The organism is Vibrio campbellii CAIM 519 = NBRC 15631 = ATCC 25920 (assembly GCF_002163755.1).
Lineage (GTDB): Bacteria > Pseudomonadota > Gammaproteobacteria > Enterobacterales > Vibrionaceae > Vibrio > Vibrio campbellii.
On the sequence record NZ_CP015863.1, the window covers coordinates 1955872 to 1980548 of the forward strand.

Below are 24677 nucleotides of genomic sequence, written 5' to 3' on the forward strand. Positions count from 1 at the left end.
CACGCCTCCTATTGCGCTTGGGTTTCGAATGCTTGGACTAACCCTTCCATTTCAGCTGCAATGAACGCTTGGGTGTGCGGCATAGCAAAATGCGCTTCAATCGCGGCACGGTTTTCATATCGCTCCCAAAGAATCACATGTTGTGGATCTTTCGGATCGTAGGTCGTATTCGCTTGTAAACATCCCGCTTCATTTTGCATATCAAGGCAAAATTGTTCAATGGCTTCAACCACTTGTTGTCTTGGCTTATCGGCATTCATTTTCAGTTCGGCGGTAACAAAAATCGTCTCACTCATGATGGCTCTCTTTCTCCATTCTTTATCATTCCGCAACTGTAATTAACCTCATATGATTGATAAACTCTGCATTAGTTATTTCTTTATCAACTCTGGGTGTGCAATGGATAAATTAACAAGCATGAAAGTTTTCGCTTACGTGGTCGAACATGGTAGCTTTCGTAACGCCGCACACAACTTTGATCTTTCACCAACCATGGTTGGCAAGCACGTGAGCTTTCTTGAGCAAAGCTTAGGCACACAACTGATTCATCGCACCACGCGCAAACAGTCCCTGACCGAAGCTGGCAGGCTTTACTATCACGAGTGCCACCGCATTATTGAAGACATCACCAACGCAGAAAACCTGATCCAGACACTGATTAACCGTCCAACCGGAACGGTAAAAGTTAACTGCCCTGTCACTTATGGCAAAAAGGTCATTGCACACATCGTGGCTGACTTCTTAACAGAATTTCCCGATTTGAATGTAGAGCTTATATTGGATAACAATTTGATTGACCCATATCGAAGCGAAGCAGACGTGATTATTCGAATCGGAGAGTTAGTCGATTCGTCGTTAGTCGCGAGAAAACTGGGTGAATACCACATGACTTACTGCGCCTCACCCTCTTATCTTGAGCAGCATGAGCCTATCCAATCACTTGAAGATCTGAAGCATCATCATTGTTTGGGATTTCAGTATCACCAAGGGGAAAGCCAACAAGTGATCAACATGCCTTCTAATACCTTTGGAAACAGCAACACCCGATTAACGTCTAATAACGGTGATGTGCTGAAGTTTGCCGCGTTAAAAGGCTCTGGCGTTCTGCTGCAACCAAAGATCTTAGTTGAACAAGAAATCCAATCTGGCGCCTTGGTGGAAATTCTCCAGCAACATACTCCCAAGCCAAAGCCGATCCACCTGCTTTACCGTTCAAAACAGCTTTCCCTTAAAAACCGCACTTTCGTCGAATTTGTTCTTTCTGAGATGAACTAACCCATCTCTCGTCGCCAAAAGCCGATTTCATTTACCATGACAAACTTCTCCAGTGCGTTAGTGATACAAATGCCACATTCATCAAAGGGAATTCACGATTGAGGGCATCATGTTCCACGCTTTATTCCAACGCGTATTTCATCTCTTCTTATTAAGAGAAGGCATACTTTTTGTGTGAGAATGAATGAGTTTCTCCTGCAATTTTAAGCAACTTGTTTTATATATTAGGACCGAACCATTCATCGCATAACTTCATTCTTTTTCAATACCTTTACAACCATAATTTTGTTCCAGAATAGCAGACTATAAAAACACATATTCGGAGGTTGTTTGTGCGTAATACCAAAGGTTTTACACTGATAGAATTGGTGGTTTGTATCGTCATTCTTGGCGTGGTAAGTGTCGTTGCGCTCCCAAAATTTCTTGGTATCCAGAAGGATGCTCGCATCGCTGTCTTGTATGGTGCCCGTGAGGCACTGATGACCGCCAACAATCAGGTCTACGCAAAAGCCGTGATCCAGTCGCAAGAAAACGTAGATTCTGGAGAGCTGATGAACATTGACTTGGACAACGACGGCGTTAACGATTTGATTGGCTATTACGGCTATATAAAGAATGTCATTCCGGCTTACGATTTGGCGGGATTTGATCCTCAGTTAACCATCAATCGATGGTATGGCGTCGAAGACGAAGAGGAGCCCTACTTTCTTATCGGCTTCCCAAACAAGCCTGTCGACATTTTTCATCTTTGCTACGTAGAGGTGTATTATCCGAAAACCGCAGGTGGTCAAATAAAATACGGAATTCAAACCAGAGACTGCTAAAACCGATAAAAACCAGCTTCTAGAGTGATACTTTTGGAGCTTTTACCCTTCTTAGGGACAGAACTCCTTAAAAATAGCATTTAACAATAATTTCACAATATCTTGTTACATCCTCGCCTTTCAGCAATACATAAGGTTGCGATTCATAGAGCCTCTATAAAATCGACACATTGTGTTGTTTTTCATTTCGCTCAAAAATTATGCTTGTAAATTCATCCATTCACTCAATAATAGTTCCATAATAAATTCAATAATTTAAGCAGGAGGCGAAATGAAAATATTCTGGCAGCTACGTTGGTATTTCCAACTAAAGTGGAAGCAGTATGTGGGGTCAATCCTACTATTTGCCGTCATTTCCGCCCTTCAGCTTGTCCCTCCCAAAGCGGTCGGAATTATTGTTGATGGCGTGGTCGATAATACCCTCGAAACCAGTACCTTAGTGATGTGGTTATTAGGCCTTATCGTGCTATTTTTTGCGATATATGGCTGTCGAATTCTATGGCGTATATGGTTATTTGGCGCGAGTTGGGAATTAGGCACTATTTTGCGTAATCGCCTCTATCGGCATGTCTCTACTCAGCCTCCTCGATTCTTTGAACGATACAAAACCGGCGACCTAATGGCTCGTGGTACGAACGATGTTCGCAACATTGTCATGACTGCTGGTGAAGGCGTTTTGACCGCAGCCGACTCTCTGATCACTGGTATCGCAGTACTGATCATCATGGTGACGCAAATCAGTTGGAAGCTAACCGCAATGGCACTATTGCCGATGCCGTTTCTTGCCATCATTATCTTCTTCATCGTACGTATTCTGCATAAACGATTCAAAATCGCACAAGAAGCCTTCTCTACGATGTCAGACATGACTCAAGAGTCACTAAATGGCGTGCGTATGTTGCGTGCTTTCGGGTTAGAAAACCAAGAGCAACAACGTTTTGAAGAGGTTGTCGATGATACGGGTGAGAAGAACATCGCCGTTGCTCGTGTCGATGCACGCTTCGACCCAGCGATTCAGCTGACCATCGGCATGTCTTTCTTTTTGAGTGTTGCTTCTGGTGCCTACTTAGTTGACCAAGGTGATATCACACTCGGGGATTTGACCGCCTTTACTATGTATTTGGGCCTTATGATCTGGCCGATGCTGGCATTCGCATTCCTATTTAATATCTTGGAAAGAGGCTCTGCTGCGTGGAACCGTCTGCAAGAAATCTTCGACGAGAAGCCAGAGATCGTCGGTGGTGAAACGCCATTAGGCACTCAACCTTTACCTTTGCAGATCAAGATTGACGAATTCCACTGGTCTAAAGAACTGCCACCAGCACTAACTGATGTTCACATCACCCTTGAGCCAGGAAAAATGCTCGGCATTGCGGGACCTATCGGTAGTGGTAAATCCACGTTACTAACCTTACTGCTTCGCCAACATGATATGGATAACGGTACGATTCAATTTGGTGATGTCAAAATCAAGGACGCAGTCCTGCCAGAGTGGCGAGACCGTTTTGCAGTGGTTAACCAAAGCCCGTTCTTGTTCTCAAAATCTATCTTCGACAATATCGCTCTGGGCAACCCTAGCGCATCAAAAGAAGACGTTTATCGAGCAGCCAAACTGGCTTGTATTCACGACGATATTGAGAAGTTTCCTGAAGGCTATCAAACAGAAGTGGGGGAAAAAGGCATCACCCTCTCCGGTGGTCAGAAACAACGTATCGCTATTGCACGCGCCATGCTGCTCAATGCCCAAGTATTGGTATTGGATGATGCCCTGTCTGCTGTCGATGGTCGTACCGAGCACCAGATTCTAAAGAACTTAGAAACTTACTATCGTGAGCAGTCATTGATTGTCATTGCCCACCGCCTCACTGCTCTGGAAGCGGCAGAAGAGATTGTAGTACTCAATCACGGACACATTGCCGAGCGCGGCCAGCATGGGACACTTCTGGAACGTCAGGGGTGGTATGCGGAAATGTACCAGTACCAAAAACTAGAACAGGCAATGGAGGACTAATCATGAAGCAATCGACAACGTTTAAACGGTTAATGTCTTACCCATTGTCGCAGCCAAAACCCATGCTAAAAGGCTTGGCACTACTGTTTATCGCGGCGTTAGCCAGCGCTGGTGGGCCATGGCTTGTTCAATACTTTATTGATGAACACATCGCTAAAGGGGATTACTCGCGCGACATTTTAATATCACTCGCAGCAGGCTACATTGCCTTACAACTTATCTCGGCGGTGTTTCAATACTTCCAATCATTGCAATTCAGTATTGTGGCAACTAACACGATCAAAACGATTCGCAAGCAGGTTTTCTCTGGTGTGATAAAGCAGCCTTTATCTGCATTTGACTACACTCCTGCGGGTAAGTTGGTGTCTCGAATCACCAACGATACAGAATCGCTGCAACAGTTTTATGAGTTACTTATCGCCACCGTGGTGAAAAACGCAGTGATGATCTTGGTGATGTTGGGCGTGATGTTTTACATGAGTTGGAAGTTGACCATCGTCGTGTTGGTACTGCTACCAATCGTGATCGGCTTTATGTACTTGTTCAAAAAGCTCAGCACAGAAAGCTATCGAAACATGCGTGATCTGCTGACCGACATTAACGCCAATTTGAGTGAATCCATTCAAGGCATGAGTGTGGTGCAGTTAATGCTGCAAGAAGAACGTTTCAACAAACAGTTTAACGGCCTAACCGACGACCATCTGGTTGCCTCTAAAAAAGTGATTCGCTTGAATGGCTACCTCTTACGCCCCCTGATGGATTTACTTGCAGGCCTTGCCCTACTCTCTCTTGTGGCTATTTTTGGCTTTAATGGTGTCGAACTGATTGGTGTGGGTGTCCTGTACGCTTTCATCAGTTACCTGGCGCGCGTAACCGAGCCTTTGATCGAGATGACACAGCAGTTGGCATTGCTTCAGCAAGCATTGGTATCGAGTGAGCGTGTATTCGAGTTGATCGATGCGAAAGAGCAAACTTACGGCGATGACCATAAGCCACTGCAAACTGGCGAGATTGAGCTTAACAACCTAACTTTCAGCTACGATGGCAAACAAGACGTCTTGAAAGACATTTCGCTGAAAGCATCGCATCAAGACTTTATTGCGCTTGTTGGCCACACCGGTAGCGGTAAGAGCACTCTCGCTTCTTTGCTCATGGGATTCTACCCAACCGAAATCGGTGAACTGCTGATTGATGGGCGTCCGTTGAAGTCTTTAGGCAAAGACGTACTGCGCAAAGACGTTGCCATGGTGCAGCAAGACCCACATATTCTCCCTGCCAGCGTGCGTGAAAACGTCTCTTTGGGAAGAACGATAGAAGATGTGCAGATTTGGGATGCACTTGAAAAAGTGGGATTAGCTGAACAGATTCGTCGTTATCCGAATGGATTGGATACTCAGCTTGGCCAAGGTGAAACAAACCTATCGGCAGGTCAAAAACAATTGCTTGCACTCGCTCGTGTACTTGTCGCTAAGCCTAAAATTTTGATTTTGGATGAGGCGACGGCAAACATTGACTCAGGTACAGAAGCGTTGATACAAAAAAGCCTTGAAGTGCTTCGTCAAGATATGACGCTTGTTGTAATCGCTCACCGCCTATCGACGATTTTGGATGCCGACCAAATCATCGTTCTTCATCATGGAGATTTAGTAGAGAGCGGCACGCATAGAGCGCTGTTAAAACAAAATGGTCGTTACGCGCAAATGTACCAACTTCAACAAGCGAATCGTCATATTCAGCAAATCGAAGAGGAAGACGACAAGCAATTCGAGGAAGCTGTTTAAACAGCCTACACGACAAGCCAATGCTGACTTTAAGCCCGTTAGCCATGCTGCGGGCTTTCTTTATGCTAAAGTTCCGTTAATAATCTAAACAATTTCTTTATTTCTTACCTATTATTGACATAACCCCTCGCTATTATCTGTGAGGTCGTTGTAAAATCGCATTATTAACCGACACGGCTAACCTCAAGTAACGCGTTTTGCGCTTAGCTTGGTTGCTCGCGTCTGCCTATTTCCATATTGCATATTAATTTCATGACGGAAGTCCATGGACCAAGATAAGTTTACTAACATCTATCGCTTGCCAGGTTCGCTACAAATACGAATCGCTAAATGGCAAAAAACTTTCCGCGGCACATCTGATTTAGTTCTTCATCAGGTGCTAATGGAACGTAATAAGCAATTCAAGAAGCCAAGCTTTTTACCCAAGAGCTGGTGTATTTCTCCTATCGATGAGAATGACATCACCATTACTCATCACGGTAAATACATTCAAACCGTAATGCGCACCATGATAGACAGAAAGGTCTCATATAAACGCCTTTTCTTGTCACGAATGGAGGCAGAGAAAGGTGAAAAAGTCCTGCATGATTACAAGCTTGAATGGGTGAGAAAGCACAATCAGGTCGCTAAAAAGTACAACCAAATCAAGAAAAAGCAGTACATGAACTTTGCGAGAGAAGAGGAAGAGACACTTTATCCTTCTATCCCTAAAGGCGAGTTTGACAAAACACTGTGGAATAAATTGGTAGTGTCTATTTTTGGCCCTGAGAAAAAGTACAAGAACCCCCATTTTGTACGTAAAGCAGATTTCTAAAAAATCCCCCGACTGTTCGGGGGATTTTTTTATGCTTTCGATACGTTAATAGTGACATTGTCACGAAGAAATTAAATCAGGATTGTTATTAGCGCAGCGAGCGTTGCAATTGTACAGCGCTCGCTGACGGACGAGCTGCGACGGTGAGAAAAGTCGGATGAGAGTCGCAGCGTTGTTGAACCAGTTAATGACGAGCGTCAGCGCCAAACTCTACTTCTTTATAGATATCGGCCAGCGACTTCTTACCTTGTTTGTCTTTGGCTGAACGCTTTCTTGGTTGGTAATGATACTCTTGGTCTTGCAAAGCTTCTTCATGTTCCTTTGCAGACTCTACGAATTCAGCATTCGCAAGTGCTTGTTGGCGTAAGCGGTTTACTCTTTCTAGGGTTTCCCACAACATACTTCACCTCCAAACGAGCTACTGTATACATATACAGTATCATTTATTCTGACCTCCTAGTCAATATTTTGATTCCCTTCACGGTTTGCTCCTCTACTCTCACATTAAACCCATACCAGCGTAGTGCTCTGGGTACTTATGAATGATTTGTTTTAGATAGCCTTGATGTTCGCGCAAGGCATTCACGCACTCTCGGGATAACACGCCTTGATAAACACGTTTCTCTAGTTCTAACAAGGCATACGGAATTGACCACACTTGACGATATGGATGATGAGTGGTCATGACATCAAACACATTGGTGACGGCTGCTATTTGCGCAGCGATTGGAATACCTGAATGCTCAAGCCCGTGCGGATAACCAGAGCCATCTAGGTTTTCATGTTGGTAAGAAATGATTTGTTGGAACAAAGTGACACTCGGATGAACCGGATTGCCGATTCTTGCCACAATGTTATCTGCTGATTCCACACATTGCTCAATGTGCTCCTTTAACAACGCTTCTTGTTCTGCATTCACACAACGACGATTGCACACGATATCTGCCGGAAGCTCAATGTCGCTTAGAGCATTATAACGAGTGAACATGCCAATTTGCTCCACAACCTCATCACTGAATTGGTATGTATCAGCAAGTTGGGTGGCAATCAATTGAGCGTACATGCCCATTCGTTTGCTGTGCGAGTAAACCTCTGGTGAATAACCTGGCATCAAGCACTGCATTCTTTCCGCTAACAGCTCGATAGCGTTAAAGACATGGTCTTCAGACTCCACTGCGAACTGAACCATTTCAAAGTAAGGCTTTAACCCATTCAAAGCTTCTGCACTGAACGCATTGGGCTGAATCGAATTGAGAAAGACGAAGCCAGTAAAGGTTTGCTGGTCGTAACAAGGGATCGCAACAGATGAGTGATAACCTTCTTTCAATAAGGTTTGAATGCGCGGACAGTGGTTGATGTCGTAGAGATCGTTAACAAGACGAGGAATGGCATTGTCGGCAGCAATGCTTAAGTTATGAAGTTTACGAAGTGGCGCTTCATGATGAGCCAAACACCAAGTGTCGAACTCACTCTCAGCAAAGGATTTTAGCATGCCTTGTTTTGGGTGGTATTTTGCAAAAGACACCCTATCGACACACGGTAAATGTGCCTGCATCCTATTCTTCAGTGTTTGCATTTGCTCGTTGAGCGGTTTTGCAAACGGGTAAAAGCTCCTGTGCGCCATACTTCACCTCCACACCAAGTAGAGAAACCATAAGAAAAGGCTCATGAAAGTCAGCGTATTTGATGTGATTAGAGCGGCTTTTCTCCACCTAAATTATCGACATACCACAACTTAAGTGTACGAAATAAAAACAAATTTTCGCCAATCTTTTCACCGAATATTCTACGGTAATTTAATCCAGATCAAAAAAACCAGCGCACTTTCGTACACTGGCTTTTCAATACATGATGAGTTGTTCGTTATCTATCAGCTTGGTGATTAACCCAGCGTAGGAAGCACGCCCAGAGTAATAAGTAACTGCGCCATCACAATACCTGTACCTGCAATGCCCGTTACTAATAGTGCTCCCTGACCACCTGACACGCGGTATCCTCCTGTAAACTCATCGGAGCGACGCACTTTCACCACCATCACCAATGGTAAGAAGATAGCAAGAATAGCCAAAGCAATCGCTGCGTAACCCAGAGCCATGATGAAACCTTGTGGGTAGAACAATGCAAAACCTAATGGCGGTGTGAAAGTAATTACAGCAGCAACCAGACGGTTTGGTTTTTCACTATCGCCTTTAATGGTGTCGCCCAAGAATTCAAACAGACCCAAGCTCACACCAAGGAAAGACGTCAGAAGCGCAAGGTCAGCAAATAAGCCTACCACACTACCAAGGTTTGACTGGTGAACAGTTTGAGACAATTGACCAATCAGCGCGCTCAAACCGCCGTTTTCAATCAAGGTATCTTGGCTTACAACACCTAGGGTTACGATTTGCCAGAAAATGTAGATCACGAGTGGAATCGTAGAACCAACGATGATGGCTTTACGTAGGGACGAGGTGTCGCCATCTAGGTAGTTCACAATCGCAGGAATACTGCCGTGAAAACCAAAAGAGGTGAAGATGACTGGAATTGCTGCAACGATAAGGCCTTGTTCAATTGGCATGCTCAGTAAGTAAGATTCCGTCACGTTTGGCGCTAGGAATGACAATACTGCAATCATCGTCACCATCTTTAGGCCAAAAAGTACGCGGTTAACCTTGTCTACCGTTCCGGTACCAACCGTCACAACCATAGTGACAATAAGAGTAAAGATGATGGTAGAAGTCGAACCTGAAATATCCAGTCCAAACCACTCTGTTAGACGGTCACCAAACTGAGCACCGCCACCAGCAATGTAAGCGGCACACAATGAGTAGAACAAGAACAGCATCGCAAAGCTCGCAACCCACTTGCCCTTCTGACCAAGGATTTGCTTCGCCAAAGTATGAAGGGTTGCACTGCTGTCCGCATATTGGTGAAGCTCAAGCATCAATAGCGCCGTAAACGCCATTAATGCCCACAATCCCAACATGATAATAAGAGAGGTTGAGAAACCAATACCTGCAGACGCAAGAGGAAGCGCCAGCATACCAGCACCAATCGTAGTCCCTGCAATAATCAGGGTGCTACCAAACACTTTAGATCGACTCATTGTATATTTATCTTTACAGCTTAATAAGATTTATCAGCATCAGATCGGGCAACGGCGCACCAAACCCAACACCATATTTGGAATGATGACGATTCTGTAGGATCTTTCTAATAAGATCAAGTAAAGTGTAAGGATAAAAATCCACAAGTGTAAATTATTTTGCACACCTGTATCTAAGCTCTGATTTCTGCGAGCAATTGGGCGCACTCTTCTTCATTCATAAACTTAGGCACTGGGTAGTTCCAATGCGCTTCTTTGAAAATCAAAGTCACTAACTCGTTGGTGTCAGACGCTTGCAACAGTGACGAGGTTTGCTCGATGCCAGTCTCGGTATACAACCCCTCCAGTCTATCTAAGAAGTCTTGGGCACTAGGCACATGTCCACTTTGCGTTCCTATCAGGGCTTCGCTTAGCTCGGTCAGTTGTGGCTCAATCTCAGAGAAAGAAAATCGAAGGACAGGCAATAAAGCAAGACCATTTGCCATGCCATGAGGCAAGCCATACTTAGCACCCAAGTTATGCGCGAACGCGTGTACATAACCAAGACTCGCTTTGGTAAAGGCAAGGCCTGCATAGTAAGACGCCATCGCCATTTTTTGCCTAGCTTGAATATCGCTGCCCTCTTCTACGGCACGAGGGAGATATTGGAATATGAGTTTAATAGCAGCAACTGAATACGCTTTGGTTTCCGTCGTCGCGTTGCGGGATATGTAGGCTTCAATCGCATGAGTCAGAGCATCTATACCGGTGTCAGCCGTTACCTTTGCAGGCAAACCAACCAGCAAATTCGAATCTAATGCCGCCATCAAAGGCACTAACTTCGGATCCATTAATGGCGTTTTGTGGTGTGTATCTGGTTCAGAGACCACCGCAGCAATCGTCACTTCCGACCCAGTACCCGATGTCGTCGGAATCACGAATAAAGGAGCAGGCGTTCTCCACACTCGAAAGAGACCAGCGAGTTTCTTAATGGATTTCTTGTTGGTGACTCTAGCTGCAATGACTTTGGCAGAATCCATGGCCGATCCTCCGCCAAGCGCTAAAATGGCGTCACACCCCGAATCGAGATACATCGCTAAACCATTCTCAACTTGATCGTATGTGGGGTCTGGTTTTACCTCAGAAAACAATGCAACGTCTAAACCTCTGGCTTTTACGCTTTCAATAACTTGTCCTGCTATTCCTATTTTTACTAACCCTTCATCGGTGACGAGGAGTAGCTTTTTGAATCCAAGGTCAACAATCGCTTCTGTCAATTCATGAAGGCAATCAGGACCCGAGAACAAGGTCGGTTTAGGAAAAGGGAGAACGTAGGCTGCTACCTTCAATCCATTGGTGTAACCGCGATAAAGCAGATGTTTCAACATACACAGTCCTTTTGTTTTTGAGCATTCATTCTAGATGTTTTTTTAACCAACTCGAACTGGTAAGGTCACAGAATCACCTTTCAATCAAAGTACTTGATCGTAGAAACGCGAAAAACCTAAACGCAAACAAGGACAATGCCGAAACACTGTCCCTGTTTTAGGAATGATTCAATTACGGACTTAGTACGTCAATTCAGGATCGACACAATGGAAGATCTCCCCACTTCCCTCACCTTTTTCAAGCATCTCAAAAATCAAACGAGCCACTTCTTGGCGATATACCAAACCATGCACCTCTTTAGGTTCAACCAACACACCATTGCCTGTTACTTCACCATCTTGCAAGCCACCGGGACGAATGATGGTGTAATCCAAGTCGCTGGTTTGTAGCCATGCTTCCGCCAACGATTTCTCTCGCACTACACCGCCAAACCCCGCTTTAGAACGGTCAGAGAGGTATTTCCAGCTATCACCGCAACCAAGTGACGTCACTAGTACAAAACGCTTGAGCGATGCTTTACAGGCAGCATCAATAAGGTGACGGTGGCCAAGGTAATCTACCGGAATGTCTGCACGGTAGCTACCCATCGTGCTGATGATGATATCTTCTTGATCGAGCTGCTCAACAACGCGGTCAACCTCTTCAGAAACCGTGGCATCACATGCAAACGTTGACTGACAAATCACCTTCAGTTCCGGGCTTTTGTCTGGATTTCTCGCCACACCGACAACTTCTGCACCTTTTTCTGCAAAATACTTAGCAACTGCCAAACCAAGGCCGCTACTTGCACCCCACACTATGACTCTTTTCATAACTTACCTTTAGGACACCACATGATAATGAGAATACTTTACATCACTATTTATGTGGTTTTCAAAGGAAGTCAATCAAACCAAAAGAAATCTTTCGAAATCAATAAGTAGTTCAAAGAAATGACTAAGAGTGGCGAGCTTGAGATGAATTTTACGTGCGACAAGCGGTATTATTCCCGATATAACTATAACGAAGCCATGTGCACCCTTTTTAGGTATTAATTCGCTGTCGCATTCCCCTAAAAACATCAAAATAAAATCAGCACAGGCGAGTAAAAACGTCGGTAATTACAATGAAGCAACCTTCCTACTCCGATTCTTCTTCGGGATTTGAAGTCGACCTAAAACAAGCCCTTATCTGGGTGGCGCGTGCGTTAGATTACGTAGGCGTTGACGATACACACCATAGCCATCGCGTCGCCTATATTGCCTACCAATGCGCGCTGGAGCTCGGTTGGGCCGAGAATAAAGCAGAGTTCTGTTACTTTGCCGGTATGGTTCACGACTGCGGAGTTTCCGAAACACGTGAACATACCATGCTACTTGAACAGCTCGTCCCCCAAGATGCAAAAGCCCACTGCATTCGCGGCTACCATACCCTCAAGCAATGTCGACTACTCTCTCAATTCGCCACCCCAATTCTTTATCATCATACGCACTGGAAAGAGCTCGAACACATCGATATTCCGGCATTTGAAAAAGACGTCGCAGCTCTGCTTTATCTCTCTGATCGTCTCGATTTTATGCGCGCTCGCTACGTTTCCAACTGCCACAGCGATCTTGTCACCTTGCATGAAGAATTGATTGCCGAGTGCGTCATGGCTAACACAGGTACGTTGTTTAACCCGCATATGTGCGACGCCATGGTTAAGCTGGTCATGACCGATGCGTTTTGGTTTGCAATGGAGTCTGAGCACATCGAAACGATAGGGCTTCAATTTGAGAACATCGACTGGTTACAAAAACAGTTAACCATTGAGGACATGAACAGCTTGGGCTTGTTCTTAGCACGCATTGTGGATGCCAAAAGCCCATTCACTTACCAACATTCACAGAAAGTGGCGGAGCTATCGCGTTACTTAGCAAAGAAAGTGGGATTGGATGAGCATAAACAAGAGATGATCTTTATTGCAGGGCTCGTTCACGATATTGGCAAACTCAAAACGCCTGATGAGATCCTTCACAAAGAAGGTCCATTAAACGAGCGAGAGTACACACGCATCAAACGTCATACGATTGATACTGAACTTGCCCTACACAAAGTCTTTCCTAACGCCAAAATTGCCGAGTGGGCTTCCAATCATCATGAGCGCTTAGACGGTACAGGTTATCCTTATCATAAAACCGGAGAAGACTTGGACGTCCCTTCACGTATCATTGCCGTTGCCGATGTCTTCCAAGCGCTTTCTCAAGACCGCCCCTACCGCGGACGCATGACGCAACAAGAAATTGCCATCATCATGGATGAACAAGTTGAATCAGGAAAGCTGTGCTCAGCTATCTATCAAGTGTTATGTTCAGACATGCAAGCGTGCTATGAGCTTTCGACTGGACTTTACGGTTAAGATTGCGAGTCAGAAGATAAACGAAGGGACACCGCATTGGTGTCCCCTTGTTATTAAAACTGTCCAGATAAAGGCGCGAGTTAGTGTGCAATATCAAGTTGGTTGTCTTTTACTCCGTTAATACGGAACCAACCCGCGATACTGAATCGCTCCGCGTTTGTCGGCAACACTTCGTGTGGGAATTGCTCAGATAGGAACACGAACAGACGACCTGAACGCGGTGGAATCTTCGCGATCTCATTATCATTCAAATCGTATACCACCAACTCACCAGCGTCTTCTTCGCTCCATGATTCGTTCATGTAAAACACCGTAGTTAGACGACGGTTTTCATTGCCTTTGAAGCAATCGAGGTGTTTTTGGTAGAAATCACCTTTCTCGTATTTCGCGAAGTGCGCTTCGTACTCAAACAAACCAAGGAAGAAATAGCGGTTTGCTTCCAAACGGATCTCTTCCATCTTGTCTAAGAAAGACGCCACTGGCGCGCCCATGTCACGCTTCAACCATTGGATCTTGTCACTACGAATGGTTTCAATACGAGTCACGTCGTCGTTACGACCAATACGTGCTTTCTTCCAATCATCAGGAATACAGTCACGCAGCTCAGCCACTTCCTCTTGAGAAATAAAATCATCCCAGATGTAGTATCCGTGCGTCGATAACGCGTCGATCAGTTTGTTCATTCTATTTTGTTTACTCGTGTGGGTTTGGGCGGTCTATATAAGAAATTCGTGCTACAACAACAAATTCCATTTTCTATCGACACGACAAATCCACATAAACCGTGGAATGCAGACGTAAAAAAGCCGCTCTCATGAGCGGCTTAAATTGGTTCAATGGTTGCGTTTCAATTATCGAGTTTGAAGCGCAATAGAACGAGGTCGAATAGGACGAATACGTTGAATCACTGGGCGTTGTTTTTTCTTAAGCTGGATATGACACATTTCCAACACTAGACCAAACGCCATCGCGAAGTACACGTAACCTTTGTTGATGTGAATAGCAAAACCTTCTGCCATCAACAGACCACCTAGCAATACTAGGAACAGCAGTGCAAGGGTCTTAAAGCCCGGGTAACGCGTCACTAGGTTGTTGATTTTCTCCGCCGTCAACACCATCACAATCGCTGACGAAATGATCGCCGCCACCATGATTGGTACTTCACTCGTTAGACCAACCGCAGTAATCACCGAGTCCATCGAGAACACAGCATCAACCGCAACGATCTGAAGCAGAACCACAGCTAGGCCAGTACGAACATGAGTCGAGTGAGCGTGTTCAGTGTGCGTTAACCAACTCCACAACTCTTTCAAGCTTTTCGCTAGTAGGAATGCACCACCCGCAATCATAATCAAATCACGACCAGTAAACGCGTAGTCGCTAAAGCTGATTAATGGCTGGGTAAGCTGCATGATCCAAGAGATCGAGAACACCAAAACAATACGCGCCATCACCGCTAGGCCAATACCTAGATTTCGGGCAAGTTTACGCTGGTGTTGCGGTAATCGTTCACACAGAACGGAGATGAATACGACGTTATCAACGCCTAAGACAACTTCAAGAGCAAACAAGGTAGCGAAGATAGCCCACGCTTCTGGTTGCATGAAAAGTTCTAACATGAGTACGCCTCCGGTGATTGGAAGCCATACGATGAATTGTTCAGTCGACTAAAGGGGTCGTCCATTAAATTTATTTAAACCTCTGTTACTTAGGAAAGCTGAGTAAATCACCTCTCCAATTCCTTCGCAATCCCTTATTTTGTCAGGCTTATGTCAGCCACCTTTCGTACTCTAAAGGTTATTACCTTCGTTCAACCCATCAGGTGCCGAGTTGAGCCAAATGTTTATATAGAACACGAAAAGAAACGCCTGATTTTCCATGTTTCTACAATAGTAAAAAATTGTTTCATACTGATATACTGGACAAAATCACACGAATTAGTCTTGCGAATGGATTACATAACACTCTCACGCATTAGCCTTAAACACCTTACTGTATTGCACATGCTGCTCACGACACACAGCGTTACTCAGGCAGCGGAACAACTTTGCGTGACCCCTTCCAGCGTGAGTAAAACGCTCAGCCAATTGCGGGACATTCTGAAAGATGACCTTTTTTATCGTGATGGCACTCGTTTAGTCCCAACTCCGTTTGCATTGAACATCGGTCCTTCAGTGCACGGCATTCTTTCCAGCATGAATGGTTTGCTTTACCAAGGCTCATTTAATCCCGCGTATTACGAAGGCCGGTTCTCATTAGCAATGCGTGAAAGCACCTTTGAGATCTTCGCCCCTATGCTGCAAAACCTGTCTCAACAGATGGGCAGTAGAGCGCAATTGAACGTATATGCGAAAGAGCAAATGAGCTTCGATTCTCTGATCCGCGGGCAAGTCGACTTTTTGATTCTGCCGCATGACATCAGCCAGCCACCAACCCACAACAAAGACTTGGTATGGCAGACGATTCTAGAGGATGAAATGATCTGCCTGATGGGCGGTAACAACCCATTGGCAAAAGAAGAACTCTCGGTAGAAAACTATTTGTGCGCAAGACACATCGGCATTCACGATAAAGACTTATCTCAACCCTACTTTGAACAGAACTTAACTCAGCGCTACGCCAAGCGCAGTGTCGCGATGCACGTGGCGGACTTTGGTTCAGCCGCAGTAATGTGTCATCACTCCGATTATCTGTTCACTTGTTCAAAACTTTGGGCGCAAATGGCACTGCAGGCGAATGGCTTGGTAGAAAGACCTTTGCCATTCGAGTACGGGCAAGTGGCGTACAGCTTGGTGTGGAATAAAGCGAGTCTTAACGATCCCGCTTTAAGATGGCTACAACAACAGGTGCTTAAGGCGTGTGAAACCTTGGGAGGATGCAGCAAACCGAGAGTAAACAAACTCTAAAGTTATCTCTGCGGCGCTACACGTAGACCGATGGCATGTTCATTGGTCTGCTGACAAACTGACTTAATCGAGCGTGAAAGCGTTCCATTTCACCCTTAGAGCATTTCTCCCATTCCTGCGCCTCACCAACCACGCCGTGTTGTTGAAATGCGTTCAGGCGAATGTTGACTGATTCTGGCAGCGCTTGCAGATAATGCCCCACCATCATGACCTCAGTATCTAAATCACTTTTTCCGGGAATATGCAGTAATCGCACTTCATAAAGCTTGTCTACTTGCGCCAGGTATTGAATGGTTTGAAACACACGATGATTGTCACGTCCGACCAACCAATGATGCGTTTCACTTTGCCAAGATTTGAGGTCGATTATCGCCCCATCCATGTACGGCAGCACTCTTTCCCACCCCGAGGTTGATAAAGACCCATTGCTATCGATGAAACAAGTGAGATGCTGTAATTCAGGGTCCTGCTTAATACCTTTAAACAGCGCAATAATGAAAGGAAGCTGTAAGGTAGATTCCCCACCGGATACAGTAACACCGCTAATAAAAAAGCGCTGTTTGCGTATCAAATCGAGCATTGCCTCCACAGAGTAGTCAGTAATTTTTGGATTAGATTGGTGCTGACATATCTCTGTACAACGATCGCAGTGGGTGCACTCCTCTTTAAGCCAAACAACGTTGTTGCTTTAGTCGAACTTCAGCGCGCCAACCGGACACTCGCTCACACAATCACCACAATGATTACAGTGATTGATGGTGTGCGGATTGTGACAGTTGATGCACTGATAGTTACAACCCTGTAGAAAGATGACTAGACGGCTTCCCGGTCCATCAACACAAGAGAACGGAAGGATTCGAGTGACCTTAGCCAAGAGGTTTACCGATCGTCTAGTCATCTTATTCTTGTTTGTCACTCGTTACTTAACGTAAGTTGGTGACATTTCGTGGCTCACCACGCGTGGTGAACGCCCTAAAATACCGGTGTTCTTCGCCGCTTCTGCGCCTAGGAATGTAGTATTGTACGTGAACCTTCCGCACCATACTTAGTGATAGTCATATATGGAATAGTGGCTTCCACTTCCAAAGCAAGAAAGTTCGATTTCTGTTTTGGAGACAAATTGCTATCTGTCGCGATAGCAAGGAAGCGCTGCTGAAGACCAGAAAGACTTTGATTCATCTAAGATGTTCCTGAAGAAAATACAACGGGTACACCCTTTCGAGCTTATACCTCTAAAGGGTAGGTTGAATTCTACGCCTCAGGACTCTTTGCCACTAATGAAAAAAACAAAACCGTCAATTTCCATTTTGGAAATAAGATTTTTCTAATTTAGCTTACTATTTAATAGTTTAGGTCGGTCCACGTTTTTAACTTCTGTGCGCGGTCGATAAAGCTAAACCCGCACTGATGAATACGCTGCCAGTCAGACGGTTAAACAACTTAACTCTTCCCTTGGCAAATAGCCAATTCGATGTCTTCACTCCCAGTAAGCCGTAAAAAGTTAACCAACTCAGTTCAAACACAACAAAGGTGCTAGCAAAAATCATGTATTGAGTGAATAGCGATGCAGAAGGGTCAATAAACTGGGGAAACAGCGCGGTGAAGAAAACAATCGCTTTAGGGTTACTTGCTCCAACTATAAACCCACTGCTAAACGCACTAAAATAATCAGAAGACGCTTGTTCCGGTTTGGCTTGCGAAAAGTCGGTTTGTTTTGAGCGTAACGCCTGGATGCCAAGCCAAATAAGATACGCCGCACCACACCATTTGATGATGTTAAATACGAACTCTGAAGAAGCAATCACAACACCAAGGCCGGTGAAAGACAGAGTAAGAATGATGGTAATCGCGGTTAAACTGCCAAGCGCAGTCACAAACGCTTGGCGAAAGCCGCTGCTGACGCCTTTGCTCAAGCAAAGTAACGAGCTAGGGCCTGGAGAGGCGGTCAGAACAAGTATCGCGAGGGTATAGTAGATCCAAGTATCGAGTTGCATTGGCGCTCCTTTCCAATGTACGGATGAATGGGTGAATTACGTGGAATAACGACTTCAATCTGCGTTTCAATCCATGAAACGTTTTATAGAAAAGTACCACATCATTCGGTTCATAACTGAACAGATTAACAGCCAAACAAGCCCTTCAACAAAGCAATCGGAGTAAAGAGTCTCAGCAAAAAGACAAAGTAGAAAGCACGCCTTCGTTTATCTCTCAACTAGGTCACTTTGAACCGTCTAGTTATGCAATCAACATACTGGGAATATACAATCGTGTAAAGTGATTACTTATTCAACAAAGTTGCTCACAAACACGACTAAATGGGAAGTTATCCTGTGTTAGTCGTAGAAAGGTTTTGGATCCACTTCTAACGATGACGGCGCTATCGCTTTCTCAACCGAATACGAACTGCTTTTTAAATCCACCATCGCGACATCGATGTAACGCTTGTATTTACGTGAGTAGAAACACTTTACGATTGGCTTCAGCGGCTGAGAATCGTTGGATGTCCACACAATGCCGACTCGTCCGTCGCTCAATTGGACAATCGAACCGACAGGGTATACGCCAATGCAGTTGATGAACTTGTACACCAAATCGGGATCAAGGTGGAACGGGGTCAAACTCAATAGGATTTTAAACGCCTCCGCTGAACTCATGCCCTTTTTGTAAACACGATCTGCGGTCAATGCATCGTAAATATCGACAATACAGCTCATGCGACCGTGCATGGGGATTTGTTCACCAGATAAGCCACGTGGATAACCCGTACCATCCAGTTTTTCGTGATGCATCAAACATACGTCTCGACTGACATCACTCAACCCCTTTACACCCAAGATGATTTCACCAGCAAATACTTGGTGAAGTTTCATGTGTTCAAACTCTTCAGGCGTTAAACGCGCAGGCTTATGTAAGATCTCGTCATCGACTTTGATTTTACCTACATCATGAATGATACCGCCGATCGCCAATTGCTTGAGCGTGTCTTTATCTAAGCCCAAATGCTTACCGAAAGAAACCAACAAGCATGCCACGTTTACAGAATGCTCAAGCAAGTAGCTGTCTTTTTGGCGTAATGCAGAGACACATTGAAGCGCATCAGAGTCGATGAAAACGCTCTCGATCATGTCATCGGCCCACGATTCAATCTCGTTGACCTCGATGAGTTTACCTTCAAACGTTTGGTTTAGGAGCTTCTGAGCTAACCCTTTCGCTTCTGCGATCAACTTTTTCGCACGCTTATGCTGTGCTTCACGAGAACGAAAAGCACGTTGGATTTTGGGTGACGTCGTGATTTCTGAGGCAGACAAGGTAACATCGTGTTCTTCTTCGACTAGCTTGAAGACGCACTGTTGTGCTGAAAGTTTCTGATCGACCCAAACGTACTTCACACCGCTCGCATGTAACTTTTTGATGCCCTGCTTGCTAGAAACCCGGCCAGCATTCGCAAGATTGACGCGTTTGTTCTGCTCAATGGCAGTGACGAACATACCGACACCGACATCCGCGATTGCTATCTTAATTGAGTCTTCTGGTTTGTACTGCATATCATGAAACTTTGTTAACATTTATTATTTAGCAAACGCATTATAAGAGATCTGACCATTCACTGTTATAAGAATTCACTATCATTTAAAATTAATGAGTCTTAGGTCAATAAAAGAGACATCAAAAGTGCAATAGACCATATTTAACTTATGGAGATAGTTCAAACAATCAACACAGATGAAGACTATTTAGGCATTTTGGGTGATGAATCAATAACTTCTTAATACAAATAGTATTTACTGTTGACTAAGTTTTATAAATGCCGATTATTAGTCGCAATACTCTAATAATTATTCTCTTGCACAGAAGCTTTTAGGCTCGTTAACAAAACAGACTTTCCATCTGGTTCAACTTGTTTCATTTGCAGTGTAGAAGGACAAACTTCAAAAATATGTCATTTGCTTGTAGCCCGATTTATTTACTCATCTCCCCAGCAAATTGGATTGCGGAGGCAGTATCTTGACCAACAAGGTTGATCAAATCATTTCAGAGCACGATCGTGAGTTTCTGCAGATCGTTGAGCAACGCTTCATTCATATCTTCGATGTGTTTAATGAAGGGCTCTTCTACATGGACGAGTTCGGTAGTATGGTTTTTTACAACCAATGCTTTTATGAGCAGTTCGGTATCAACGCAGGACGCGTCAACCTCGACCAATGGCTAGAGTTGGTACATCCGTTAGACAGAGAGCGCTTATCGAAACGCGTTGACGCCCACATCAATACCAACAACGAACGTGTGACAACCACCTATCGTCTTCGCAAACCAAACGGTCAATATGTTTGGATTGAAGGTGTCGCAATGACCAAAGAAACCGAGCACGGTCACTACATGGTCGGCAGCCATAGAGATATTTCTGAACGAAAGTTAATGGAAAGCTATATTCACCAAGTGGCATTTCATGATAATGCATCTGGCATGGCAAACCGTGCACACTTGCTTTTGAATATTAATGAGTTAATCGAATCCAAGAGCACGCATGCGTCGATTTTTTATATTCAGATTGAAGAAATCAAATCTTACCTTAACCAATATGGCAGTGAGCTTGTCGACGGCTTGGTCGAGAAGCTGCTGCAAACCTTAAGCCACCTACCTTCTCCAAACTGTACCGTCTATCGAGTCCACGACGATGACTTTGCGATTTTAGTGCTTGATGAAGTGCCGCTTGAAGATTTGCAAGTTTACGCAAAAACCATCAAGCGGAATTATCACGATGCGGTGGTTGAAAAAGGTCAATACTTAGGCAGCAATATCAGCATTGGCCTATACCCTTGCATTGACCCTGAACATTCCGCCGAAGAAATCGTTCGCAAAGCAGCACGCACTTGCCAATACGCGAACGAGAAAAACAAAGACCGCATCGCGGTGTACAGTCAGAAAACCCAGTATGCTGTGGATCGTTATTTCTTTATCGAGCAAGGTTTGAAAAACGCTCTGGAAGAAAGAACGCTGAGCGTAAAATTTCAGCCAATCGTCAGTGCATCCGATTTGCAGGTGGTGAGTTTTGAATCTCTGGTACGGTGGCGCAGCAAAGAATTTGGCGAAATCTACCCGGATGAGTTTATCCCTGTAGCAGAAAACAAAGGCTTGATTGTCGAGCTTGGCTACCAAGTGTTTGAGAAGGCATGTCAGTTCATTAAGAGCTATCGAGAACGCTATCAAAATCAAGTTCGCGTGAATGTGAACGTGTCCGTATTGCAGCTGTTAAACAGTGAGTTTCCAAGCAAAATAAAAGCAATGGCGGACCAAGTAGGCATCGAGCCTCAAGCCATTGTACTTGAGCTTACCGAGACCTTTATTCTGGATAACAACCAAGCAGCCATTGCACCTTTGAACACACTACGAGAGCTTGGTTTTTCACTGTCTATGGATGATTTTGGTGCAGGCTACAGCTCATTAAACTGCTTCTTCGATTTGCCGATGACGCAAATTAAGATCGATAAATCGATGGCGTGGAAAACCCTGACCAACCGTTCTTCGCGTGAGTATTTGAAGTTCTTAATCACCATGTGTCGTGAACAAAATATCGAAGTGGTGATTGAAGGCATTGAAGACGCGAAGATGTGTGATTTCTTTGCTGAAATGGGCGTGGATTATCTGCAAGGTTATTGGTTCTCAAAGCCCCTGTCAGTGGCAAGCGCAAGCCGATACACGTTAAGCCAATAGTTTCTTTTTAAGCCAATAGCTTCGTAAACTACGACAAAATCTAACTGAGCTAGCGATTGTTCTAGCTCAGTTTTTATCGTTTTCAGCGGTTATCTCAGGCGGTCAAACACAACATTCTGATCTAAGTGCTCGTGGTACTGGGTGTAGTCTAAACCCATATCGAAGATGTACTTGGTGACTAAATTTCTCACACACTCTACCAACTGCTCTGCCTGCCAAGGCTTCTCGAAATAACGGTCGATACCCGCAGAGTTGATCGCATTGATGGCGTCCGTATGCGTCGCCTGCCCAGTAAGCAGGACTTTGCGCGTACGAATAAATCGACTATCTTTGGAAATCTCCGTTAGTAGCTCAACACCTGTTTTACCCGGCATCACGTGGTCCGAAATGATCAACGCAATCATCTCGCCTTCTGCGTCTAACTCATCCATTAATTCAAGTACTTCATCGGCAGACTCGCAATCTTCAATGTTGAGCCACCGGCTTAACGACTGTAAGTCTTGCAGAACCGCACTTAACACCTCTCGCTGGTCATCAACGCAAGTTAAATTAAAAACGCTGATAGTGGCATCAGCAAAATGAGCAGAGGGATCACCGTTGGGATGATGTATTTGAGATAAGGGCGCATAGTACTACTTCTCTTCCTGAGATGTTTTGTCGTGAGATAACTGACGTAAGGAGCTGTTTTAACTGGCTTCCTTTCGCCACTCCGAAGAGAAATTATGCGCGCGCTTTTGAGGAGGAATTCTGGTGTTAGATCAATGAACTCTTATTCACCGCAGAAAACATGCGGTATCTGTGTTCAAGCTCACTAATTGAGCGAGGATTATTTATTGATCACATATCCTTTTCGTCTAGATACCTTTCCATTACATAGTTGGTTAACGTTGCACCACGGACTTCGATTTGCTGCTCGTTCACAACAGTAAAACCCATGTGCTCATAGAAAGGACGAGCGGTAATACTCACCTCTGAATAGATCCGGTCCAGCCCTTTTGCTTCTGCTTGCTTGATTACATGAGTCATCAATGCACGTCCTACACCTTGACCTTGGTATTCATGATGGCAGAAAAAGTGATCGACTAACCCACTTGGCTGTACATCGCTATAACCAACGATGACACCATCTAACTCGGCGACAAACGGCTGGATAGATATCATCTTCTTTAACCAAAGCTGAGAGTCAAACCCCTCCTGCGCCCAAGCCTTCACTTGTTGCTCGGTGTAATCTCTGCGATTAACGTTTCGCACTGTGTTAAAGAAAAGAGCCCAGAGCGTCGGGGCATCTTCTTCTTGAAATTCACGAATTGTGATCATATGTACTCCAATAAATCGATCTGCATTAATTGCCCACGGTCACCAGGATCTCCCACCGGACGCCAACCATTTTTGTAATAGAAACGTTCACCTGCGTCATTTCCGGGAATATACCTCAGTCTCGCATACCCGCAGCCGTGATTGGCAAAAAGCTTAAGGAGAAAATCTTGCAGTTGCCTACCGAGCCCTTGATTACGGAATTCGGGCAGTAAATAGAACAAATTGATGTAACCGAATTTACGTCCTTCCTCGTCTAAAACTGGATATCGACACTCCAACTGCCCAACGATTTGATTGTCTTTGATGACATGAAAGAACCCTGCTTGGGGATCTTCCGCAATCGACGTAAACCAAGAGGTGATTTCTTGGGTATCAAACCCATCCTGATGGCCAAAACTGACCTCATAAGCGTCTTTTCGAAACGCGATACACAAATCCAAATGACGTGATAAATCTACAGGAACAAATTCCATTTGAGCCAACCTATTTGTTATTTGCCTTTTTGCTATATAGGCATTCGTTATTTTATATAACCATAAATATAAGAATTTTATTATTCAACCGTCGGTCATTTAAAAACATGCTTTTATAGGAGATGTTATTATGCATACATCATCTGTTTCCCAAAAACCGACTCAATTTGGCTATTACCTTGGCGTATTTGGCGTTGCCCTTGTTCTTATTTGGCTGGGTATTTATAAATTCACCCCAACTGAAGCCAAACTCATTGAACATTTGGTGGTAAATCACCCTGGTATGTCTTGGCTCTATAACGTTATTTCAGTTCAAGCCGTGTCTAATATCATTGGCCTGACAGAAATCATCGTCGCCATTGGCCTATTAGTTGGATTGAAGAAACCAACGGTTGCTTACTACTCTGGTATCGCTGCAAGTGTTATCTTCCTTGCGACATTGAGCTTCCTAGTTACGACACCAAATACGTGGAAAGTTTCCGACGGTGTTTTGATTGCGAACTTTTTCTTGTGAAAGATATTCTGTTCCTTGCGATTTCAATCAGCGTGGTAGAGCGAAACAAACCAAGTCTGACGCCGGCAATTGCGTAGTATTAGAGAAAGTATCAAGAGAGACATAGATAGAAAAGAGAAAGTCGAAAGCATCAAAGGTATCGACCCTTCTTAACGCATGGTTGTCGCTGCAAAGCCCCGCAATATTTACGGGGCTTTCTTTATTTGCGAAACTGTTT

21 protein-coding genes and 3 pseudogenes are annotated in these 24677 nt (G+C 44.6%); 9 read left to right on the forward strand and 15 right to left on the reverse strand.

Annotated features, from left to right (window positions below; all coding sequences use genetic code 11):
- Window positions 1-8 precede the first annotated feature (8 nt).
- Window positions 9-296: a putative quinol monooxygenase gene (locus A8140_RS09195; protein ID WP_005533852.1), complete on the reverse strand. Its 288-nt coding sequence runs from the start codon at window positions 294-296 to the stop codon at window positions 9-11.
- 103 nt (window positions 297-399) lie between these two features.
- Here A8140_RS09195 and A8140_RS09200 point away from each other — a divergent pair, with 103 nt between their 5' ends.
- The 5 genes from A8140_RS09200 (at window position 400) to A8140_RS09220 (ending at window position 6705) form a co-directional block, all read left to right on the forward strand.
- Complete coding sequence (locus A8140_RS09200; RefSeq protein ID WP_005533854.1) at window positions 400-1275, forward strand: LysR family transcriptional regulator; 876 nt, start codon at window positions 400-402, stop codon at window positions 1273-1275.
- Window positions 1276-1607: 332 nt separating this feature from the next.
- The gene (locus A8140_RS09205; protein WP_005533855.1) at window positions 1608-2099 is read left to right on the forward strand and encodes a type II secretion system protein; all 492 of its coding nucleotides are present in this window, start codon (window positions 1608-1610) and stop codon (window positions 2097-2099) included.
- 271 nt (window positions 2100-2370) lie between these two features.
- Window positions 2371-4110, forward strand: a complete 1740-nt coding sequence (locus tag A8140_RS09210) for an ABC transporter transmembrane domain-containing protein (RefSeq protein ID WP_005533857.1) — start codon at window positions 2371-2373, stop codon at window positions 4108-4110.
- 2 nt (window positions 4111-4112) lie between these two features.
- The gene (locus tag A8140_RS09215) at window positions 4113-5891 is read left to right on the forward strand and encodes an ABC transporter transmembrane domain-containing protein (protein ID WP_005533858.1); all 1779 of its coding nucleotides are present in this window, start codon (window positions 4113-4115) and stop codon (window positions 5889-5891) included.
- Window positions 5892-6156: 265 nt separating this feature from the next.
- Complete coding sequence (locus A8140_RS09220) at window positions 6157-6705, forward strand: MSHA operon transcriptional regulator (RefSeq protein ID WP_038863197.1); 549 nt, start codon at window positions 6157-6159, stop codon at window positions 6703-6705.
- Between the two features lie 184 nt (window positions 6706-6889).
- On the opposite strand, the gene A8140_RS09225 is transcribed toward A8140_RS09220, so the two are convergent.
- From A8140_RS09225 to A8140_RS09245, 5 genes are all read right to left on the reverse strand, one after another.
- The gene (locus tag A8140_RS09225) at window positions 6890-7105 is read right to left on the reverse strand and encodes a hypothetical protein (protein ID WP_005442113.1); all 216 of its coding nucleotides are present in this window, start codon (window positions 7103-7105) and stop codon (window positions 6890-6892) included.
- Window positions 7106-7204: 99 nt separating this feature from the next.
- Window positions 7205-8329, reverse strand: a complete 1125-nt coding sequence (locus A8140_RS09230; RefSeq protein WP_005533864.1) for an HD-GYP domain-containing protein — start codon at window positions 8327-8329, stop codon at window positions 7205-7207.
- 258 nt (window positions 8330-8587) lie between these two features.
- Window positions 8588-9793, reverse strand: a complete 1206-nt coding sequence (locus A8140_RS09235; RefSeq protein ID WP_005533867.1) for an aromatic amino acid transport family protein — start codon at window positions 9791-9793, stop codon at window positions 8588-8590.
- A gap of 173 nt (window positions 9794-9966) precedes the next feature.
- Entirely contained in the window at window positions 9967-11160 is a 1194-nt protein-coding gene (locus A8140_RS09240) for an iron-containing alcohol dehydrogenase (protein WP_005533869.1), read from the reverse strand.
- A gap of 180 nt (window positions 11161-11340) precedes the next feature.
- The gene (locus tag A8140_RS09245; protein WP_033000381.1) at window positions 11341-11973 is read right to left on the reverse strand and encodes an SDR family NAD(P)-dependent oxidoreductase; all 633 of its coding nucleotides are present in this window, start codon (window positions 11971-11973) and stop codon (window positions 11341-11343) included.
- Between the two features lie 293 nt (window positions 11974-12266).
- On the opposite strand from A8140_RS09245, the gene A8140_RS09250 reads away from it, so the two are divergent.
- The gene (locus A8140_RS09250; protein ID WP_005533876.1) at window positions 12267-13538 is read left to right on the forward strand and encodes an HD-GYP domain-containing protein; all 1272 of its coding nucleotides are present in this window, start codon (window positions 12267-12269) and stop codon (window positions 13536-13538) included.
- Window positions 13539-13618: 80 nt separating this feature from the next.
- On the opposite strand, the gene A8140_RS09255 is transcribed toward A8140_RS09250, so the two are convergent.
- Window positions 13619-14221 carry a 2OG-Fe(II) oxygenase gene (locus A8140_RS09255; protein ID WP_005442095.1) on the reverse strand — a complete coding sequence of 201 codons (603 nt, stop codon included), beginning with the start codon at window positions 14219-14221 and terminating at the stop codon, window positions 13619-13621.
- A 168-nt stretch (window positions 14222-14389) separates the two neighbouring features.
- Window positions 14390-15157: a TerC family protein gene (locus A8140_RS09260; RefSeq protein ID WP_005533877.1), complete on the reverse strand. Its 768-nt coding sequence runs from the start codon at window positions 15155-15157 to the stop codon at window positions 14390-14392.
- A gap of 330 nt (window positions 15158-15487) precedes the next feature.
- On the opposite strand from A8140_RS09260, the gene A8140_RS09265 reads away from it, so the two are divergent.
- Window positions 15488-16444 carry a LysR family transcriptional regulator gene (locus A8140_RS09265; protein ID WP_005434030.1) on the forward strand — a complete coding sequence of 319 codons (957 nt, stop codon included), beginning with the start codon at window positions 15488-15490 and terminating at the stop codon, window positions 16442-16444.
- 16 nt (window positions 16445-16460) lie between these two features.
- Here the strand turns inward: A8140_RS09265 and A8140_RS09270 are convergent.
- From A8140_RS09270 to A8140_RS09280, 4 genes and pseudogenes are all read right to left on the reverse strand, one after another.
- Window positions 16461-17342 (reverse strand): annotated as a pseudogene (locus A8140_RS09270) (YjjW family glycine radical enzyme activase).
- 21 nt (window positions 17343-17363) lie between these two features.
- A pseudogene (locus A8140_RS25380) lies at window positions 17364-17623 on the reverse strand (hypothetical protein).
- A gap of 188 nt (window positions 17624-17811) precedes the next feature.
- A complete protein-coding gene (locus tag A8140_RS09275) occupies window positions 17812-18438 on the reverse strand; it encodes a LysE family translocator (RefSeq protein ID WP_005533883.1) in 627 nt (208 codons plus the stop codon).
- 339 nt (window positions 18439-18777) lie between these two features.
- Entirely contained in the window at window positions 18778-19989 is a 1212-nt protein-coding gene (locus A8140_RS09280; protein ID WP_033000383.1) for an HD-GYP domain-containing protein, read from the reverse strand.
- 460 nt (window positions 19990-20449) lie between these two features.
- On the opposite strand from A8140_RS09280, the gene A8140_RS09285 reads away from it, so the two are divergent.
- Window positions 20450-22156 (forward strand): putative bifunctional diguanylate cyclase/phosphodiesterase, encoded by a 1707-nt coding sequence (locus A8140_RS09285; RefSeq protein ID WP_005536258.1) that lies wholly within the window; start codon window positions 20450-20452, stop codon window positions 22154-22156.
- 89 nt (window positions 22157-22245) lie between these two features.
- Here the strand turns inward: A8140_RS09285 and A8140_RS09290 are convergent, their stop codons facing one another.
- The 3 genes from A8140_RS09290 to A8140_RS09300 form a co-directional block, all read right to left on the reverse strand.
- On the reverse strand, window positions 22246-22719 hold the full coding sequence (locus tag A8140_RS09290; RefSeq protein ID WP_033000643.1) for a response regulator: 474 nt from the start codon (window positions 22717-22719) through the stop codon (window positions 22246-22248).
- A 274-nt stretch (window positions 22720-22993) separates the two neighbouring features.
- The gene (locus A8140_RS09295) at window positions 22994-23473 is read right to left on the reverse strand and encodes a GNAT family N-acetyltransferase (RefSeq protein WP_005536261.1); all 480 of its coding nucleotides are present in this window, start codon (window positions 23471-23473) and stop codon (window positions 22994-22996) included.
- A complete protein-coding gene (locus A8140_RS09300) occupies window positions 23470-23946 on the reverse strand; it encodes a GNAT family N-acetyltransferase (RefSeq protein ID WP_005536262.1) in 477 nt (158 codons plus the stop codon). Before A8140_RS09300 ends, A8140_RS09295 begins: the two co-directional genes overlap by 4 nt.
- Before the next feature lie 130 nt (window positions 23947-24076).
- Here A8140_RS09300 and A8140_RS09305 point away from each other — a divergent pair.
- Window positions 24077-24537: pseudogene (locus tag A8140_RS09305) on the forward strand (DUF417 family protein).
- Window positions 24538-24677 lie beyond the last annotated feature (140 nt).

Bases quoted from the DNA above. Each gene is read 5' to 3' on its own strand.
- A8140_RS09195 (WP_005533852.1), bottom strand. From the start codon at position 296: ATGAGTGAGACGATTTTTGTTACCGCCGAACTGAAAATGAATGCCGAT.
- A8140_RS09200 (WP_005533854.1), top strand. From the start codon at position 400: ATGGATAAATTAACAAGCATGAAAGTTTTCGCTTACGTGGTCGAACAT.
- A8140_RS09210 (WP_005533857.1), top strand. From the start codon at position 2,371: ATGAAAATATTCTGGCAGCTACGTTGGTATTTCCAACTAAAGTGGAAG.
- A8140_RS09215 (WP_005533858.1), top strand. From the start codon at position 4,113: ATGAAGCAATCGACAACGTTTAAACGGTTAATGTCTTACCCATTGTCG.
- A8140_RS09220 (WP_038863197.1), top strand. From the start codon at position 6,157: ATGGACCAAGATAAGTTTACTAACATCTATCGCTTGCCAGGTTCGCTA.
- A8140_RS09225 (WP_005442113.1), bottom strand. From the start codon at position 7,105: ATGTTGTGGGAAACCCTAGAAAGAGTAAACCGCTTACGCCAACAAGCA.
- A8140_RS09230 (WP_005533864.1), bottom strand. From the start codon at position 8,329: ATGGCGCACAGGAGCTTTTACCCGTTTGCAAAACCGCTCAACGAGCAA.
- A8140_RS09235 (WP_005533867.1), bottom strand. From the start codon at position 9,793: ATGAGTCGATCTAAAGTGTTTGGTAGCACCCTGATTATTGCAGGGACT.
- A8140_RS09240 (WP_005533869.1), bottom strand. From the start codon at position 11,160: ATGTTGAAACATCTGCTTTATCGCGGTTACACCAATGGATTGAAGGTA.
- A8140_RS09245 (WP_033000381.1), bottom strand. From the start codon at position 11,973: ATGAAAAGAGTCATAGTGTGGGGTGCAAGTAGCGGCCTTGGTTTGGCA.
- A8140_RS09250 (WP_005533876.1), top strand. From the start codon at position 12,267: ATGAAGCAACCTTCCTACTCCGATTCTTCTTCGGGATTTGAAGTCGAC.
- A8140_RS09255 (WP_005442095.1), bottom strand. From the start codon at position 14,221: ATGAACAAACTGATCGACGCGTTATCGACGCACGGATACTACATCTGG.
- A8140_RS09260 (WP_005533877.1), bottom strand. From the start codon at position 15,157: ATGTTAGAACTTTTCATGCAACCAGAAGCGTGGGCTATCTTCGCTACC.
- A8140_RS09265 (WP_005434030.1), top strand. From the start codon at position 15,488: ATGGATTACATAACACTCTCACGCATTAGCCTTAAACACCTTACTGTA.
- A8140_RS09275 (WP_005533883.1), bottom strand. From the start codon at position 18,438: ATGCAACTCGATACTTGGATCTACTATACCCTCGCGATACTTGTTCTG.
- A8140_RS09280 (WP_033000383.1), bottom strand. From the start codon at position 19,989: ATGCAGTACAAACCAGAAGACTCAATTAAGATAGCAATCGCGGATGTC.
- A8140_RS09295 (WP_005536261.1), bottom strand. From the start codon at position 23,473: ATGATCACAATTCGTGAATTTCAAGAAGAAGATGCCCCGACGCTCTGG.
- A8140_RS09300 (WP_005536262.1), bottom strand. From the start codon at position 23,946: ATGGAATTTGTTCCTGTAGATTTATCACGTCATTTGGATTTGTGTATC.